The following is a 15,596-nucleotide window of genomic DNA, read 5'->3' as shown; positions in this document are numbered from 1 at the left end:
TGCCGCTCGCCCTATTCGTAGCGCTGCCCGAGCGCCATCAGCGCCGGCGTCCCGATCACGTCGTTGAGCCCGTCGAAGTCGAGCATGCGATCGCGCCACGGCTGCGTGGTGCGCTGCGCATGCAGGCTTGCGTAGTAGCCCTGCAGCGTGTGGGCCACGGCGCGCGCGGTGCCGCCCGGGAAGATGGCGATGCGAAAGCCGTGCGCCTGCAGCGCATCGGCATCCTGGATCGGTGTCTTGCCGCCTTCGACCATGTTGACCAGGAGCGGCACGCGCTGCCCGAAGCGCCGGCAGGCCGCATCCATCTGCGCGGGCGAGCGCAGGGCCTCGATGAAGAGCGCATCGACACCGGCCGCGAGGTACGCCTCGGCGCGATCGAGCGCGGCCTCCAGGCCTTCGACCGCGACCGCATCGGTGCGCGCGAGGATCAGCGTCTCGGCCGAGCTGCGCGCGTCCAGCGCGGCCTTGAGCTTGCCGACCATCTCGCGCGCCGGCACCACCGTCTTGCCGTCGAGGTGGCCGCAGCGCTTGGGAAAGCCCTGGTCCTCGATCTGGATCATCGCCGCGCCGGCGCGCTCGAAGCCGCGCACCGTGCGCTGCGTGTTGAGCGCATTGCCGAAGCCGGTGTCGGCATCGACGACCACCGGCACGGTGACGCGCTCGGTGATGCGCGCCAGCGTGTCGGCGACTTCGCTGAAGGTGGTGAGTCCGACGTCGGAGCGCCCGAGCCGCGTGTACGCGATCGAGGCGCCCGAGAGGTACAGCGCCTCGAAGCCGGCCTGCTCGGCGATCAGCGCGCTCAGCGCGTCGTAGATGCCGGGCGCGAGCACGATGTCGGCACGCGCCAGCCGGGCCTTGAGCGTGGTGTTCGATTCATTCGTCATGGGAGTCCTTGTTGGCATGGATCCGTGCGGCCGCGGTGCGCGCCGCGATGGCGCCGCCGGCGATCGCGCTCAGGAGGCCGTTGCCCGAGAGATAGCCCCAGACCGCATCGCCCGACACGCCACCGGCCGCGCCGCCCGCGGCCAGCAGGTTGGGCAGTGGCGAGCCGTCCTGCCGCAGCACGCGCGTGTCGGCATCGATGTCGAGCCCGCCCTGGGTGTGAAACAGCGCGCCGGTGACCTTGACCGCGAAGTAAGGGGCTGCTAGTCCGCGCGTGAAGACGCGGCCGTCGGGTTGCGCCGAGCGGCTGTGGAGCGTAGCGAGCGTGGCCTGCAGCGCGACCGCGTCGCAACCGATGCAGGCCGCGAGCTGCGCGACCGAATCGCAGCGGCGCAGCGCGCCCGCCGCCTCGGCCTCGCAGAAATCCGGAAAGCCCCGCGCCAGCGCGAGCAGCGGTGCATCGAACACGTTCCATGCGATGCCGCCCGGCTGCGCGAGCACATGCACGGCGGCTTCGGAATAGCCCTGTGTCTCGTCGTGGAAGCGCCGCCCTTCACGGTTGATCTGCATGCCGCCTTCCATCATCACGGCCCACGACATCAGCGCGCCCTGCGGCGTGATCCACGAGCCATGGCCCTGGTAGCCGCCGAGGTCGCGCAGCCGCGCGCCGAGCGCTTCGCCCCAGAGGATCGCGCTGCCGTCGTTGCCGGCATGGCCGCCGAAGGTGGCCTCGGCCATCTCGGGCAAGAGCGTACGCACCATCGCCGCATTGCCGCCGAAGCCGTTGCAGGCCAGCAGCAGCGCGTCGCAGGCGAGCTGTTCCTCGCGACCGTCCGGGCGCCGGTAACCGATGCCGACGACGCGGTCCGCATCGTCGAGCCACAGCGTGTCGACCAGCGCCTGCGTCAGCACCGGAATGCCGGCCACCTCCGCCGCGGCCTGCAGGCTCGCCATCAGCGCGGCGCCGGTCTTCTGCGGCAGCGCGTGCATGCGGTGGCGGCTGTGGCCCGGATAGAGAAAGTTGTCGAGCACGATCCAGTCAAGGCCATGGCGTTCCTGCAAGGCATCGATGGCCGGGCCGATCGCCTCCGCATAGGCCTGCACCAGGGCCGGCGCCGCGCGGCCGTGGGCCTTGGCCTGGATGTCGGCGGCAAAGCGCGCCGGGCTGTCGTCGAGGATGCCTTGCGCGCGCTGCGCGCGCGTCGCGGGCGCGGGCACGAAGCCCGAGGACAGCGCGGTCGATCCGCTGGGCGCCGCATCGCGTTCGAGCAGCACGCAGTCGATGCCCGCGTCATGCAGCATCAGCGCGGCCACGAGCCCGCAAGCGCCGGCGCCGACGATCGCCACCTGCGTTCGGGCCTCGGCATCGAGATGCGGCGTGCGGCGGATGCGGCGCACGAGCCCATCGACCAGGTCCATCGTCATGCCAGCGACCGGATGAAGGCCGCGCAGTCCGTCACCTCGGCCACATTGCGCATGTCGGCCAGCGAGGTCTGGTGGCGCTCTTCGCCGAAGGCCGCGCAGCCGTCGCCGAGCACCAGCGTGCGGTAGTCGCGCATGTGCGCATCGCGCACCGTGCTGGCGACGCCGCCGTTGGTGACGATGCCGCACACCGCGACGGTGTCGATGCCGGCGCGGCGCAGCACCCAATCGAGCTGGGTGTTGAAGAAGGCCGAGTAGGCGACCTTGCTGACCGTCGCGTCGATCAGGCCGGCCAGTGCATCGACGTTCGCCTGCCCCCAGCTGCCGGGCGCGAAGTCGCCCTTCTTCAGATAGGGCCGCAGCGCCAGCAGGTGCGGCGACACCATCGGCTCGCCCGCTGCATCGGGCCACAGCGTGAACTGGCTCGCGAGCACCATGCCGCCCGCGGCCTTGAGCGCGCGCGCCACGCCGGCGACGCGTTCGGGCAGCCGCAGTGCCGACGGGTTGGTGTCGCCGCCGCGCGCATAGGCGCCCTTCGGATCGAGGAAGTCGTTCTGCAGGTCGATGACCACGAGCGCGGTCTTCGGCCCGTCGATGCGTGTGCCTTCGTTCATGACAACCTCACGAGAAGATTGCCGTGCGCATCGACCTCGGCATGGAAGCCCGGTTCGAGCCACACGGTGGTGTCGGCCTGCTCCAGGATCGCGGGCCCGTCGACGCGCGCGCCGACCGGCAGGTCGAGCCGCGCATAGCGCGTGGCCTCGCGCCATTGCCCGGCGTGGAACACGCGCTGCATGCCGAGCGGCGCGGTGCGGCCCTCGCCTTCCGGCGCCAGCACCGCGAGGTCGAACTTGGGCCGCACGCCGACGCGCGCATAGCGCAGATTCATCACGCGGATGCCGATGCCGGCGAGCACGCGGCCGAAGGCGGCGCCGTAGCTGGCCTCGAAGGCCTGGCGGATCGATTCGCGTGTGAGCGTGCTGCCGCTGCCCGCGGGCAGCAGCACCGGTAGCGTGTGCGTCTGGCCCGCGTAGAGCATGTCGAGCGCGACGATCTCGCGCACCTCCTCGAAGCGCACGCCCGAGGTATCGAGCCGCTCCTGGCAGGCCGCCGCGAGCGCCGCGATGCGCGCGCGCAGGTCCGCGACGTCGAGTTCGTCGAGCGGCCGGTTGAGCGTCTGCACCGCGTCGTGCCGCATGTCGGCGATCACGCAGCCGAGCGCCGAGGTCACGCCCGGGTAGCGCGGCACGATGCCGGTGGCGACGCCGACCTCGCGCATCATCGCGCACACGTGCAGCGCGCCGCCACCGCCGAAGGGCATGTAGGCGAAGCGGCGCGGATCGTGGCCGCGCTCGATCGACACGAGACGGATCGCGCCGGCCATGCGCGCATTGGCCACCGTGAGGATCGCCTCGGCGGCGGTGTGCACGTCGAGCCCGAGCGGCTTGGCCACGTGTTCGTCGATGGCCTGGTGCGCCTTGTCGATGTCGAGCGCGGCCAGCAGGCCGCCGCCCAGCGGCCGGTCGGCGGCGATGCGGCCGAGCAGCACGTTGGCATCCGTCACCGTCGGCCGCATGTTGCCGCGGCCGTAGCAGGCCGGCCCGGGCACGCTGCCGGCCGACTCGGGGCCGACCTGCAGCATGCCGCTCGCATCGACCGAAGCGATCGAGCCGCCGCCGGCGCCGATGGTCTCGATCTGGATCATCGGCGAGCGGATCACCATGCCGAACTCGATCGCGGTCTGCGCGGCCAGCGCGGCTTCGCCGTTGGCGACCAGCGAGACATCGAAAGAAGTGCCGCCCATGTCGCCGGTGATCGCATTCGGAAAGCCGGCCGCGCGCGCGATCGCGGCGCAGGCGATCACGCCGGCCGCCGGCCCCGAGAGCGCGGTGCGCACCGGCAGTTCGCTCGCGGTCTGGCGCGACATCACGCCGCCGTTGCTCTGCACCACCAGCAGTTCGCCGTCGAAGCCGTGCGCGCGCAGGTCGGACTCCAGCCGCGCGAGGTAGCTGCCGACCACCGGCTGCAGCGCGGCATTGAGCGTGGCGGTGGAGCAGCGCTCGAACTCGCGGATCTCGGGCAGCACCTCGCAGGCCGAAGTCACGTGCGCGTTGGGCCAGAGCGCGCGCACCGCGGCGACGGCCAGCCGCTCGTTCGCGGGATTGGCATAGGTGTTGATGAAGAACACGCACACCGCCTCGCAGCCCGCGGCCAGCAGCGCGCGCGCCTCGGCGCGCACCTGGTCGAGATCGACCGGCGTGTGCAGCGTGCCGTCGGCCAGCACGCGCTCGTCGACCTCGCGCCGCAGGTCGCGCGGCACCACCGGCACGAAGCTGCCGCGCAGGCCCCAGGTCACGGGCCGGTCGCGGCGGCGCATCTCCAGCACGTCGCGAAAGCCGCGCGTGGTGATGATGCCGGTGCGCGCGACCTTGCGTTCGAGCAGCGCGTTGGTGCCGACGGTGGTGCCGTGCACGATGGTGGCGATGGCCGCGGCCGAATCGGCCACGCGCGCGACGCCGTTCATGAAGCCACGCGCCTCTTCGCCGCGCGTGGACGGCACCTTGACGATGCGTGCGGTACCCTTGGCCTCGTCGAGCACGAAGAGGTCGGTGAAGGTGCCGCCGACGTCGACGCCGACGACCAGCCGTGCGGGTTTAGCGGAAGATTCTGCTGCTGTCATTCGGATGCTTTCTTCTGCGCCGAGGCCGTGCCCACGTAACCCATCGCGCGGTCCTGTTCGCGCTGCGCTGCGGGCCGTTCGGCCGCCGCGCCCCAGCCGCCGCCGCCCGGCGTTTCGAGCCGCACGCGCTCGCCGCGCGCGAGCTTGACGCCATGGATCTTGGACAGCATCGGCGGCGTGTGCCATTGGCCATCGTTCTCGTAGCGAAAGACATTGACCGCGCCCGGCCCGCCGCCCGCGATGCCCTTGGGCGGCGAGCTGCCGCGCTCGCCGAACAGGAAGACCTCGGCGTTCTGTTCGAGCAGCTCGATCTCGTAGACCGCGCCGAGGCCACCGCGATGCCGGCCGTCGCCGCCCGAGTCGGCACGCAGCGACCATTCGGTGAAGCGCACCGGGTACGCGGCTTCGAGGATCTCGAGCGGCGGAATGGTCGCCGTCGAGATCGGCGCATTGCCGTGCGAGAGCCCATCGCCGCCCGAATGCCCGCCATGGCCGCCGCCGAAGAAGCTGAACATCACCCAGCGCTGGCCCTCGCGGGCGGCATCGCTGCGATGGCCGGCGATCGACAGCGCATTGATGGTGCCGTAGGCCTGCGCCACCGCGCGCGTCGGATCGGCCTTGGCGGTGGCGCTGAAGATCACGTCGATCATGCGCAGGATGGTCTCGGTGTAGCCGCCGACCGGGCGCGGGCGCTCGCAGCTGATCACCAGCTTGTCGGGGATCACGAAGTCCACCGCATCGAGCACGCCGGCATTGGCCGGCACGTCGGGGAACAGGTGCTTGAGCGCGACGTAGCAGGCCGCGATCGAGGTCGCGCGCGAGATGTTGACCGGCCCCGCGCACTGCGGCGAGCTGCGCGAGAAATCGAGCGTGAGCCGGTCGCCGGCCACCGTCATGTCGAGCGCGATGGCCAGCGGCTGGTCGGTGATGCCGTCGTTGTCGAGCACGTCGTCGAAGCTGTAGCGGCCGTCGGGCAGCGAGGCGATGTGCGAGCGCATCAGCCTGAGCGCGCGGCTGCGCAGTTCGCCCAGCGCCTGCAGCACCAGCGCGTCGCCGTATTCGTCGAGCAGGCCGTGCAGCCGCCTGGCGCCGAGCTCGAGCGCGGCCAGCTGGCCGTTGAGATCGCCCCACAGGCTTTCGGGCAGGCGCGTGTTGGCGCGCAGTATCGCGAGCACGTCCTGGTCGAGCTCGCCTTCGCGCACGATGCGCACCGGCGGGATCTGCACCGCCTCCTGCCAGCATTCGGTGGCCGAGGGGTTGTAGTTGCCGGGCACCGCGCCGCCGACGTCGTGCCAGTGCGCGGCCGAGGCCATGTAGCAGTAGAGCTTGCCATTGCGGAAGAAGGGCCGCACCAGCTTGAAGTCGTTGGCGTGCGTGCCGCCGTCGTAGGGATCGTTGCTGATCCAGATGTCGCCGTCGATCATGCCCCAGCGCGACTCGGCCACTGCCGCGGTGGCGCGCACCGCGAAGGCCATCGCGCCGACGAACACCGGCAGGCCCGACTTGCCCTGCACCAGCGTGTCGCCGGTGTCGGCATCGTAGAGTCCGTGGCACGCATCGTGCGCCTCGGCGATGATCGGATTGAAGGCGCTGCGGTAGAGCGTGGCGTCCATCTCGTCGGCCACCTGCTCGAGGCGGCCGCGCAGGACGGCCAGCGTGACGGGATCGATGATGGTGTCATTCATTTCGGGTGCCTTCTTGGCTCAAGACAACGCGGTGGCGCACTGCTGTTGACGATGCGAAGTCCGCCCGGTCTGCAATGCGGGCCGGGCTCCGGGGCGTGCGAAAGGCGTGTACTTCGTTGAGGCCCTTGCCCTCACCCCAACCCTCTCCCGGAGGGAGAGGGAGCAAGACCCGAGCATGTCCACGGCGGCGGGCGGTGTGCCCTGGGCCGGCCGTTGAGGCACCGCCGAGCAGCGCAGCGGTACGCGGATCAGGGCTCGCGACTGTCTGAGCGAAGCGAGTTTGAGCGAGACCCCGCGTACCGCGAGCAGCGCAGGGAAGCCCCGCAGGGGCCGGTGACGTCGGCCGGCACAGGGCACACCGCCCGCCGACGCACCCCCGCGTGCCCGCGCGCCCGCCAGGCCCGAACCTCGTCCGCTTTTGTTCCTCGACATATTCATCTTTCAAACTTCGGTGTGTCGTGCGCGCATGCTCAGTCCACCTTCGCTCCACTGCTCTTGACGACCTTGGCCCATTTCGCGATCTCGCGATTCACGTGTGCCTCGAACTCCGCAGGCGTTGAACCTACGGGCTCGGCACCGAGCGCGGCGAGCTTCTGGCGCACGTCGGGCAGACGCAGGATGCGCTGCACCTCGGTCGAGAGCTTGTCGATGATCGGCTTGGGCGTGCCCTTGGGCGCGAACAGGCCCGACCAGGCATCGGCATAGAAGCCCGGGTACGTTTCCGCGATGGTCGGCAGATCGGGCAGCGAGGGCGAACGGTGCAGGCTGGTGAGCGCGATCGCGCGCAGCTGGCCGGCCTTCACGTGCGGCAGCGACGAGGGCAGGCCGTCGACCATCATCTGCACCTGGCCGGCGATCAGGTCGGACACCGCGGGCGCGCTGCCCTTGTAGGGCACGTGCGTCACGTCGATGCCGGCCGCGGTCTTGAGCATCTCCATGCCGAGGTGCGCGGCCGTGCCGTTGCCGAGCGAGGCGTAGTTGAGCTTGCCGGGCTCGGTCTTGGCCAGCGCCACCAGTTCGGCCAGGTTCTTCGCCGGCACCGAGGGATGCACCACCAGCACGTTGGGCACCACCGCCACCTGGCTGATGGCAACGAAATCCTTCACCGGGTCGTAGGGCATCTTGCTGTAGAGCGAGATGTTGATGGCATGCGAGCCGGTCACGCCCATCACCAGCGTGTAGCCGTCGGGCGCCGACTTGGCGACGATGTCGGAGCCGACGTTGCCGCCCGCGCCCGGGCGGTTGTCGACCACCACCGGCTGGCCCCAGTGCGCGCCCATCTGGGTGGCGATCAGGCGCGCCGCCTCGTCGGTGGCACCGCCCGGCGGGAACGGCACCACGATGCGGATCGGCTTGCTCGGAAAGTCGGCCGCCTGGGCAAGAGCGAACAGCGGCAGCGCCGCCAGAAAGGCGGTCGCGAGATGGCGCAGGAGTTTCATGGTCGTGGCGAAGTGGTGGGGGAAGGAATGGCGAGCGGTGCCGGCGCGAGCTGTTGCCAGAGCAGGCGCAGGTCGATGTCGGCGCTGTCGAGGACGGTGTCGCAGAAGGATGCGGCGCGATCGTCCGCGACGCTGCGCGCGGCATAGTGCGTGAACTTGGCGAGCAGCGCGGCGCGGTCGAGCGGATGACCGGCATCGCCGGCGATCGTGTGGACGGTTTCGCCGAGGTGCCCGCCGTCGTGCGTCAGCGCAAGCGTCGCACCGCGCTCGCCGCGCGCCGAGAGTGCGGGATCGATGCGCAGCACGACGAGGGCTTCGAGCCGCCGCAGCTCGGCGTCGCCGAAGCGTTCCGGCGTGTAGACCGAGGGATCGAGCACGCCGAAGCGCAGCATCGCCGCAAGGCCGAAGGACAGGCTGAACTGCGCCTGGATCGGCGTGCGCGGCGCGCGGTTGCCGCAGTAGACGGTGGCTTCCTCGTAGATCGTCAGCTCGATCGCGCGAATGACCGACGTATCGGCATGCAGGCGCTCGCGCAGACGCTGGGCCGCGACCGCGCCGTAGTGCACATGGCGCACCGCCGCGAAGGGCTTGAGGTAGGCATCGAGCAGCAGCGTCGCTTCGGGACCTGGCAAGGGCTGCACCGATGCAGCCGCATGCGCGCTCGCATAGTGCGCAAGCGCATCGGCCGGCGCATCGATGCCGGCCGCGCTCGCAAAGGCGGCCTGCAGCCCGAGCAGTGCGCTGTGCGCGAGGTAGGTGTTGCGCGCCGTGCGGCCCGAGGCCACCGGCAGGTAGAGGCTGGCCGCGAGCTGGCAGGCCGCGATGTCGATCGCCTGCACGATGCCGGCCGCGTCGAGGCCGAGCAGCCGCGCCACGCCGGCCGCAACGCCGAGCGCCGGCCAGTTGGCATCGACGTGCATGCCGGGCCGGATGCGCAGCCAGGCGCCGGCGCGCGCGCCGACTTCGTAGCCGAGCACGAAGGCATCGACGAACTGCGCCAGCGTCGCGCCGCGCTGCAGGGCCAGCGGCCACAGCGCCGCGATCAGCGGCACGCCGGGCCGGCCGTGCGCGAGCGCATGGCCTTCGCAGGCCTCGTCCCAGGTGGCGGCCATCGCGATCAGCTGCGCGGCGCCGAGCACGCCCATCGCCGGCCCATCGGGAAAGCGAAAGGCGCCGCTGGGTTCGAGTGCGGCCATCGCCGCTTCGAAGCGCCGCACTTCGGCGGCGTGGCGGCCCGCGATCGCGCAGCCCAGCGTATCGATCAGCCAGCGGCGCGCCTGCTGCGCTGCGGCGGGCTCGGCCGCGCGGCCCGCATGCAGTGCGGCCGTGGCATGCAGCGTTGCCAGCTGCGCATCCCAGCGGCGCGCATCGGCGAGGGGCGCGTCGGCTTCAGCGCGCATCGCGGTCCTTGTTCGCGAAGCGCTGCTGCAGCTGCTTCATCAGGCCGCCCGCGCGCACCATCTCCATCAGGAAATCGGGCACGGGTTCGCAGGCGAGTTCGCGGCCGTCGCCGGTGCGCACCGCGGGCCGCGCGACATCGAGCGACACCGTATCGCCGTCCTGCAGCGACTCGGCCTCGGCGCAGGTCAGCAGCAGCAGGCCGAGGTTGAAGGCGTTGCGAAAATAGAGGCCGCCGTACGAGGGCGCGATCACCGCCGCCACGCCCAGGTGCACCAGCACGGCCGCGGCCTGCTCGCGCGAGGAGCCGATGCCGAAGTTGGGCCCGGCCACGATCACGTCGCCCGGCTGCACCGCGCGCGCGAACTCGGGCCGCATGGCTTCGAGGGAATGCTTGGCGATGATGTCGATGCCGTGCTTCATCGCATGGCCCGGCGCCAGCGCGTCGGTGTCGACATCGGCGCCGACGCGCCAGACGCGATGGGCCGTCATGCGAGCACCTCGCGCGGATCGGTCACACAGCCGCGCAGCGCGGACGCCGCCACCGTGTACGGCGAGCCGAGATACACCAGCGCGCTCGGCGAGCCCATGCGGCCCTTGAAGTTGCGCGCGGTGGTGGAGATCACGGTCACGTCGTCCAGCGGATCGCCATAGCCCGAGCAGGCGCCGCACGCAGTCGGATAGAGCTCGGCGCCGGCGTCGAGCAGCGCCTGCAGCACGCCCTCCTCGCGCGCCTGGTCCTGGTCGCGCAGGCTGGCCGGCGCGACGATCAGCCGCACGCCGGCCGCGACCTTGTGGCCGCGCAGCACCTCGGCCGCGGCGCGCAGGTCGTCGAGCTTGGCGCCGGTGCAGGCGCCGATGTAGGCGACATCGATGCGCGTGCCGGCATGCCGGCTCACGCCGTGCGCATTGGCCGGGCTGTGCGGCGCGGCGACATACGGTTCCAGCGCCGATGCGTCGAAGCGATGCTGCGTGAACGCGGCCCCGTCGTCGGTGAACCACGGCGCCATGTCGACCGGCGGCGCGCCGGCCGTGGCGAGGTAGGCCGCGGTGGTCGCATCGGGCGCGATCAGCCCGGCCTGCGCGCCGAGCTCGGCGCTCATGTTGGACAGCGTCATGCGCTCCTGCATCGACAGCGCCGCGACGGCCGGGCCGCAGAACTCGACCGCCTGGTAGCGGCCGCCGTTCATGCCGAAGCGGCCGATCATGTGCAGCATCATGTCCTTGGCGGTGACGCCGGCAGGCAGCGCGCCGTCCCACCACATGCGGATGGTTTCAGGCACGCGCAGCCAGATGCTGCCGGTGACGACCACGCCCAGCATCTCGGTGCTGCCGATGCCGAACATGTAGGCGCCGAAGGCACCGCCGGTGGGCGAATGCGAATCGCCGCCCACGCACAGCATGCCGGGCCGGATGTGGCCGTGCTGCGGCACCACCACGTGGCAGATGCCCTGGCTGTCGTAGACGTGCGGCAGCTGCTGGTCGCGCGCCCAGTCGCGCGCGATGCGCACGATGCGGCGCGAATCGTCGTCGCGCTCGGGCACGTAGTGGTCCATCACCAGCACGATGCGCGAGCGGTCCCAGATCTGCGCGCCGAGTTCCTCGAGCATCGGCTGCAGGCGGCGCGGGCCGGAGGAGTCGTGGAACATCGCGAGGTCGACCGCACAGGTCACGATCTCGCCCACCGCGACGCCGTCGCGGCCGCAGGCGCGGGCGATGAGCTTCTGCGCCAGCGTCTGCGGCGGCGCGTGCGCGGAGGCAGTGCGTGCGTTCATTCGGGTTTGGCTCCGGAATACTTCACCACCTTGCCCCAGCGCGTGATCTCGCTCTGCACGAAGGCGGAGAACTGTTCGGGCGTGTTGCCGACCGGGATCGCGCCTTCATTGTCGAGGCGCTTGCGCATCTCGGGCTGGGCGATGGCCCGGCGTGCGGCGTCGGCGATGCGGCGTGTCAGGTCCGCACTCATGTGCGCCGGCCCGAACAAACCGAACCACGCGCTCGACTCGTAGCCGGGCAGGACCTCGGCGATGGTCGGGACGTTCGGGAACTCGGGCAACCGCTTGGCCGAAGTGACGCCGAGCGCCTTCAACTTGCCGGCCTTGATGTGGGCCTGCACGTTGCCGACCGCGGCGAACATCAGCTGCACCTGGCCCGCGAGCACGTCCTGCACCGCGGGCGAAGTGCCGCGGTAGGGAATGTTCACGATGTAGGTGCCCGACTGCATCTTGAAGGCCTCGCCGGCCATGTGCAGCGAGGAGCCGATGCCGCCGATGGCGAAGTTGTACTGGCCCGGCCGGCTCTTGACCAGTGCGATCAGCTCGCGCACGTCGTTGGCCGGCACCGAGGGGTTGGCGACCAGGATCGAAGGCGAGGTCGCGACGCAGGTGAGCGCGGTGAAGTCCTTCACCGGATCGAAAGGCAGCGTCGGGTAGAGCGTGGCGTTGATCGCATGGCTGGTGTAGCTCATCAGCAGCGTGTTGCCATCGGGCGCGGCCTTGGCCACCGCATCGGCGGCGATGTTGCCGCCGGCGCCGGGGCGGTTCTCGACGATCACCGTGCGGCCGAGCAGCGGTCCCATGCTGGCGGCCAGCGTGCGGGCGATGGTGTCGGTGGAGCCGCCGGCCGTCGCGCCGACCAGGATGCGCACGGGCGCGTTGTTCTGCGCGCGGGCGCCGGTGGCGAGCGCGGCGGCCACGGACGAGATCAGGATGTCACGGCGTTTCACGAAATATCTCCTTCATGGATTCAAAGACCGAGGTAGGCGCGGCGCAGTTCGTCGCTGCCCAGCAGGTCCTGCGGCAGGCCCGAGAAGCGCACGCTGCCGTTCTCCAGCACATAGGCGCGGTCGGCGATCTCGAGCGACTGGCCGACGTTCTGCTCGACCAGCAGCACCGCGAGCCCACCGTCGCGCAGTTCGCGGATCAGCGCGAACATCTCTTCCACCAGCAGCGGCGACAGGCCCAGCGAGGGTTCGTCGAGGATCAGCAGCACCGGCTCGGCCATCAGGCCGCGGCCGATGGCGAGCATCTGCTGCTCGCCGCCGCTGAGCGTGCCGGCGTTCTGGCGCATGCGCTCGCGCAGGCGCGGGAAGATGCCGAACACCTTCTCGAGGTTGGCGGCGCGGCGCTCGCGGGCGCGCGTGAAAGAGCCGAGCTCGAGGTTCTCGCGCACGCTCAGGTTGGGGAACACCTTGCGGCCTTCGGGCACCTGGATCAGGCCGGCCTTCACCACCTCGCGGTAGTGCGCGCCGCTCAGGTCGCGGCCGTCGAAGCCGACCGTGCCGCTCCATGCGGGGCAGAGGCCGCAGACCATCTTGTTGAGCGTCGACTTGCCGGCGCCGTTGCTGCCCAGCAGCGCGACCATCTCGCCGGCGCGGACCTGCAGGTCGACGCCGCGCAGCACCTCGACGCGGCCGTAGCCGCCGCGCAGGTCGCGGATGTCGAGCAGCACCGTCATGCGCCGGCTCCCGCGGCCGCCTTGCGCAGCCGCGCCGCGGTGCCGTGGCCCAGGTAGGCCTCGACCACCTTGTCGTCGGAGGTGACCTGGGCCGGATTGCCCTCGGCGATCAGCTGGCCCTGCGCCAGCACCCAGACGTGCTCTGCGAGATGCATCACGGCCTGCATCACGTGCTCGATCATCAGCACCGTGATGCCGCTGTCGGCGATGCCGCGCACCACCGGCATCATCTCGGCGATCTCCTGCGGATTGAGGCCGGCGAGCACCTCGTCGAGCAAGAGCAGGCGCGGCTCGGCCGCGAGCGCGCGCGCGAGTTCGAGGCGCTTGCGGCCGGCCACGGTGAGGTCCGAGGCCGCCTTGTCGAGCTGCGGCGCGAGGCCCACGCGCTCGGCCACCGCCTCCGCACGCGACAGCGCCGCGCCGCGGCTGCGCACGCGCAGGTGCGCGCCGACCGCGATGTTCTCGCGCACGGTCTGGGCCGCGAAGGGCCTGACGATCTGGAAGGTGCGCGTCATGCCGAGCATCGCGTTGCGGTGCGGCTCATGGCCGGTGATGTCGCGGCCCGCGAAGCGCACGCTGCCGCTGTCGGGTTTGAGGAAGCCGGACATCAGCGCGAACAGCGTGGTCTTGCCCGCGCCGTTGGGGCCGATCAGCGCCGACAGGCTGCCTCCGGCCACCGCGAGGCTCACGTTCTGCACCGCCTTCAGGCCGCCGAAGGCGCGCGAGATGCCGTCGAGCACCAAGAGCGATTCAGCCACGTCGGCCTCCCTTCGCCGAAACCCACAGCTGCCGCGCCGACAGACCCATGCCCGCGATGCCGCGCGGCAGGAAGATCACGATCAGCACCAGCACCGTGCCGTAGACCACCATGTTGATGCCGGGCAGTTCGCCGAACAGGTTGCGCGTGAAGTCCGCCAGCGCATGCAGCACCACGGCGCCCAGCACCGGCCCCCACAGCGTGCCCATGCCGCCGACGATGGCGGCCACCAGTGCCTCGATCGAGATCGTCGCGCCGTAGGCGATGCCGGCGTCGATGTACTGGAACATCTGCACGTAGAAGGCACCCGCCGCGCCCATGAAGGCGCCGGAGATGCCGATCGCGCCGAGCTTGATGCGAAACGGGTTCACGCCCACGGCGCGCGCCGCGTCCTCGTTGTCGCGTACCGCCTGCAGGTAGGCGCCGAAGCGGCCGTTGCGCAGCCACCAGGACACGAGCAATGCGGCGACGACGAAGCCCAGCACCAGCCACAGGTAGCCGGCGCGCGAGGCGAACTGCAGGTTGGCCGCCGACTCGCGCAGCGGCACCATCAGGCCGACGCCGCCGCCGGTGAAGGGCACCGAGGTCGCGACGATGCGGAACACCTCGGCAAAGGCCAGCGTGACCAGCGCGAAGTAGGAGCCCTTGAGGCCGTAGCGGAAGGTCAGCGCGCCGATCACGAGGCCCACGACCGCGGCGCCGATCACCGCCAGCGCCAGCGCGACCCACGCATTGAGGCCGCCCTGCAGTTGCGCGATGGCCTGGATGTAGGCGCCGGTGCCGAAGAACAGCGCATGGCCGAACGAGAACTGCCCGCCGAAGCCGCCGAGGATGTTCCAGGCCTGCGCGATCAGCGCCGCATAGAGCGCCATCGTGACGAAGTTGAGCGCGACACCCGACGAGGTCGCGAGCGGCACGCAGGCCACCAGCACCGCGAACAGGGCGATGCCGGCAAGGTCGCGGCCACGTTGCGTGACGGCGCTCATGCCTTGGCTCCGAACAGCCCTTCGGGCCGGAACAGCACGACGCCGATGAAGATCGCGAAGATGCCGATCTGCCCCAGCGATTCGCCGAGGTAGAGGCCGCCGAGCGATTCCACCACGCCGACCAGGAAGCCGCCGACGAGCGCGCCGACGAAGCTGCCCATGCCGCCGAGCACGACGATGGTGAAGGCGACCAGCACGAAGCCGCTGCCGACCTGCGGATTGACGTAGTAGGCCGGCAGCAGGAAGCAGGCGGCGGCGCCGAGGCAGGCCAGGCCGATGCCGAAGCTCATTGCATAGACGTGCTCGACGTCGATGCCCATCAGCTTGGCGCCTTCGCGCTCCTTGGCGACGGCACGGATGGCACGGCCGAGGTCGGTCGCGCCCATGATCCAGAACAGCAGCGCCGACACCACCAGCGCGCCCGCGAAGGCGACCAGCTTGGGCACCGCGATCATCGCCGGGCCGATGGCGACGGTGCTGAGCGCGTAGGCGGTGTCGATGCTGCGCGTGTCGGACTTGAAGAAGATCAGCGCCAGGTTCTCCATCACGATCGCGATGCCGAGCGTGGCCAGCAGGATGTTCTCGTCCTTGCCGTGGCCGGCGCGGTTGATGACGATGCGCTGCAGCCCGTAGCCGAGCGCGAACATGCCGGGGATCACGATCGGCAGCGCGAGGTAGGGGTCGATGCCCCAGCGCTCCTTGAGGAAGTACACCGCATACAGCGCCAGCATCAGGCAGGCGCCGTGCGCGAAGTTGATGATGTGCAGCACGCCGTAGATCAGCGTGAGGCCGAGCGCGATCAGCGCATAGACCGCGCCGGTGGTCAGGCCGTTGAGGACCGACGGGAAGAGGATATTGAAGTCGAACACGGTCAGGTTCCCGCCCGTCCCA

Annotated in this window: 14 protein-coding genes; all 14 read right to left on the bottom strand. The window is 70.8% G+C overall.

Going from position 1 to position 15,596, the window contains the following annotated elements:
* Positions 1-11 precede the first annotated feature (11 nt).
* The 14 genes from WDLP6_RS03950 to WDLP6_RS03885 all read right to left on the bottom strand — a co-directional run bounded on the left by WDLP6_RS03950 (position 12) and on the right by WDLP6_RS03885 (position 15,574).
* A complete protein-coding gene (locus tag WDLP6_RS03950; protein WP_162591297.1) occupies positions 12-884 on the bottom strand; it encodes an isocitrate lyase/PEP mutase family protein in 873 nt (290 codons plus the stop codon).
* Positions 874-2,307 (bottom strand): FAD-dependent oxidoreductase, encoded by a 1,434-nt coding sequence (locus tag WDLP6_RS03945; RefSeq protein ID WP_232076952.1) that lies wholly within the window; start codon positions 2,305-2,307, stop codon positions 874-876. The genes WDLP6_RS03950 and WDLP6_RS03945 overlap by 11 nt, the downstream gene beginning before the upstream one ends.
* Positions 2,304-2,918: a cysteine hydrolase family protein gene (locus WDLP6_RS03940; protein WP_162591296.1), complete on the bottom strand. Its 615-nt coding sequence runs from the start codon at positions 2,916-2,918 to the stop codon at positions 2,304-2,306. Before WDLP6_RS03940 ends, WDLP6_RS03945 begins: the two co-directional genes overlap by 4 nt.
* Complete coding sequence (locus tag WDLP6_RS03935; protein WP_162591295.1) at positions 2,915-4,984, bottom strand: hydantoinase/oxoprolinase family protein; 2,070 nt, start codon at positions 4,982-4,984, stop codon at positions 2,915-2,917. Before WDLP6_RS03935 ends, WDLP6_RS03940 begins: the two co-directional genes overlap by 4 nt.
* Positions 4,981-6,669: a hydantoinase B/oxoprolinase family protein gene (locus tag WDLP6_RS03930; protein ID WP_162591294.1), complete on the bottom strand. Its 1,689-nt coding sequence runs from the start codon at positions 6,667-6,669 to the stop codon at positions 4,981-4,983. Before WDLP6_RS03930 ends, WDLP6_RS03935 begins: the two co-directional genes overlap by 4 nt.
* 470 nt (positions 6,670-7,139) lie before the next feature.
* Entirely contained in the window at positions 7,140-8,108 is a 969-nt protein-coding gene (locus WDLP6_RS03925) for a tripartite tricarboxylate transporter substrate binding protein (protein ID WP_162591293.1), read from the bottom strand.
* Positions 8,105-9,508, bottom strand: a complete 1,404-nt coding sequence (locus tag WDLP6_RS03920; RefSeq protein ID WP_162591292.1) for an MmgE/PrpD family protein — start codon at positions 9,506-9,508, stop codon at positions 8,105-8,107. The genes WDLP6_RS03925 and WDLP6_RS03920 overlap by 4 nt, the downstream gene beginning before the upstream one ends.
* A complete protein-coding gene (locus WDLP6_RS03915; protein WP_162591291.1) occupies positions 9,498-9,998 on the bottom strand; it encodes a LeuD/DmdB family oxidoreductase small subunit in 501 nt (166 codons plus the stop codon). The genes WDLP6_RS03920 and WDLP6_RS03915 overlap by 11 nt, the downstream gene beginning before the upstream one ends.
* Positions 9,995-11,281, bottom strand: a complete 1,287-nt coding sequence (locus WDLP6_RS03910) for a 3-isopropylmalate dehydratase large subunit (RefSeq protein ID WP_162591290.1) — start codon at positions 11,279-11,281, stop codon at positions 9,995-9,997. The genes WDLP6_RS03915 and WDLP6_RS03910 overlap by 4 nt, the downstream gene beginning before the upstream one ends.
* The gene (locus tag WDLP6_RS03905; protein WP_162591289.1) at positions 11,278-12,231 is read right to left on the bottom strand and encodes a tripartite tricarboxylate transporter substrate binding protein; all 954 of its coding nucleotides are present in this window, start codon (positions 12,229-12,231) and stop codon (positions 11,278-11,280) included. The genes WDLP6_RS03910 and WDLP6_RS03905 overlap by 4 nt, the downstream gene beginning before the upstream one ends.
* Before the next feature lie 20 nt (positions 12,232-12,251).
* Positions 12,252-12,962, bottom strand: coding sequence for an ABC transporter ATP-binding protein (locus tag WDLP6_RS03900; protein WP_162591288.1), 711 nt, complete (start codon positions 12,960-12,962; stop codon positions 12,252-12,254).
* Positions 12,959-13,720: an ABC transporter ATP-binding protein gene (locus WDLP6_RS03895; RefSeq protein ID WP_162591287.1), complete on the bottom strand. Its 762-nt coding sequence runs from the start codon at positions 13,718-13,720 to the stop codon at positions 12,959-12,961. The genes WDLP6_RS03900 and WDLP6_RS03895 overlap by 4 nt, the downstream gene beginning before the upstream one ends.
* Positions 13,713-14,705, bottom strand: a complete 993-nt coding sequence (locus tag WDLP6_RS03890; RefSeq protein ID WP_162591286.1) for a branched-chain amino acid ABC transporter permease — start codon at positions 14,703-14,705, stop codon at positions 13,713-13,715. Before WDLP6_RS03890 ends, WDLP6_RS03895 begins: the two co-directional genes overlap by 8 nt.
* Entirely contained in the window at positions 14,702-15,574 is an 873-nt protein-coding gene (locus tag WDLP6_RS03885; RefSeq protein WP_162565869.1) for a branched-chain amino acid ABC transporter permease, read from the bottom strand. The genes WDLP6_RS03890 and WDLP6_RS03885 overlap by 4 nt, the downstream gene beginning before the upstream one ends.
* Between the last annotated feature and the right edge of the window lie 22 nt (positions 15,575-15,596).

The sequence above is a fragment of the Variovorax sp. PBL-E5 genome (assembly GCF_901827185.1).
GTDB lineage: Bacteria > Pseudomonadota > Gammaproteobacteria > Burkholderiales > Burkholderiaceae_C > Variovorax.
This window is presented reverse-complemented; position numbering and strand designations above follow the sequence as displayed.

What these genes read in the sequence shown, in the direction of transcription:
- WDLP6_RS03950 (WP_162591297.1), bottom strand. Translation starts at nt 884, where the DNA reads ATGACGAATGAATCGAACACCACGCTCAAGGCCCGGCTGGCGCGTGCC.
- WDLP6_RS03920 (WP_162591292.1), bottom strand. Translation starts at nt 9,508, where the DNA reads ATGCGCGCTGAAGCCGACGCGCCCCTCGCCGATGCGCGCCGCTGGGAT.
- WDLP6_RS03900 (WP_162591288.1), bottom strand. Translation starts at nt 12,962, where the DNA reads ATGACGGTGCTGCTCGACATCCGCGACCTGCGCGGCGGCTACGGCCGC.
- WDLP6_RS03930 (WP_162591294.1), bottom strand. Translation starts at nt 6,669, where the DNA reads ATGAATGACACCATCATCGATCCCGTCACGCTGGCCGTCCTGCGCGGC.
- WDLP6_RS03945 (WP_232076952.1), bottom strand. Translation starts at nt 2,307, where the DNA reads ATGACGATGGACCTGGTCGATGGGCTCGTGCGCCGCATCCGCCGCACG.
- WDLP6_RS03915 (WP_162591291.1), bottom strand. Translation starts at nt 9,998, where the DNA reads ATGACGGCCCATCGCGTCTGGCGCGTCGGCGCCGATGTCGACACCGAC.
- WDLP6_RS03890 (WP_162591286.1), bottom strand. Translation starts at nt 14,705, where the DNA reads ATGAGCGCCGTCACGCAACGTGGCCGCGACCTTGCCGGCATCGCCCTG.
- WDLP6_RS03935 (WP_162591295.1), bottom strand. Translation starts at nt 4,984, where the DNA reads ATGACAGCAGCAGAATCTTCCGCTAAACCCGCACGGCTGGTCGTCGGC.
- WDLP6_RS03925 (WP_162591293.1), bottom strand. Translation starts at nt 8,108, where the DNA reads ATGAAACTCCTGCGCCATCTCGCGACCGCCTTTCTGGCGGCGCTGCCG.
- WDLP6_RS03940 (WP_162591296.1), bottom strand. Translation starts at nt 2,918, where the DNA reads ATGAACGAAGGCACACGCATCGACGGGCCGAAGACCGCGCTCGTGGTC.
- WDLP6_RS03910 (WP_162591290.1), bottom strand. Translation starts at nt 11,281, where the DNA reads ATGAACGCACGCACTGCCTCCGCGCACGCGCCGCCGCAGACGCTGGCG.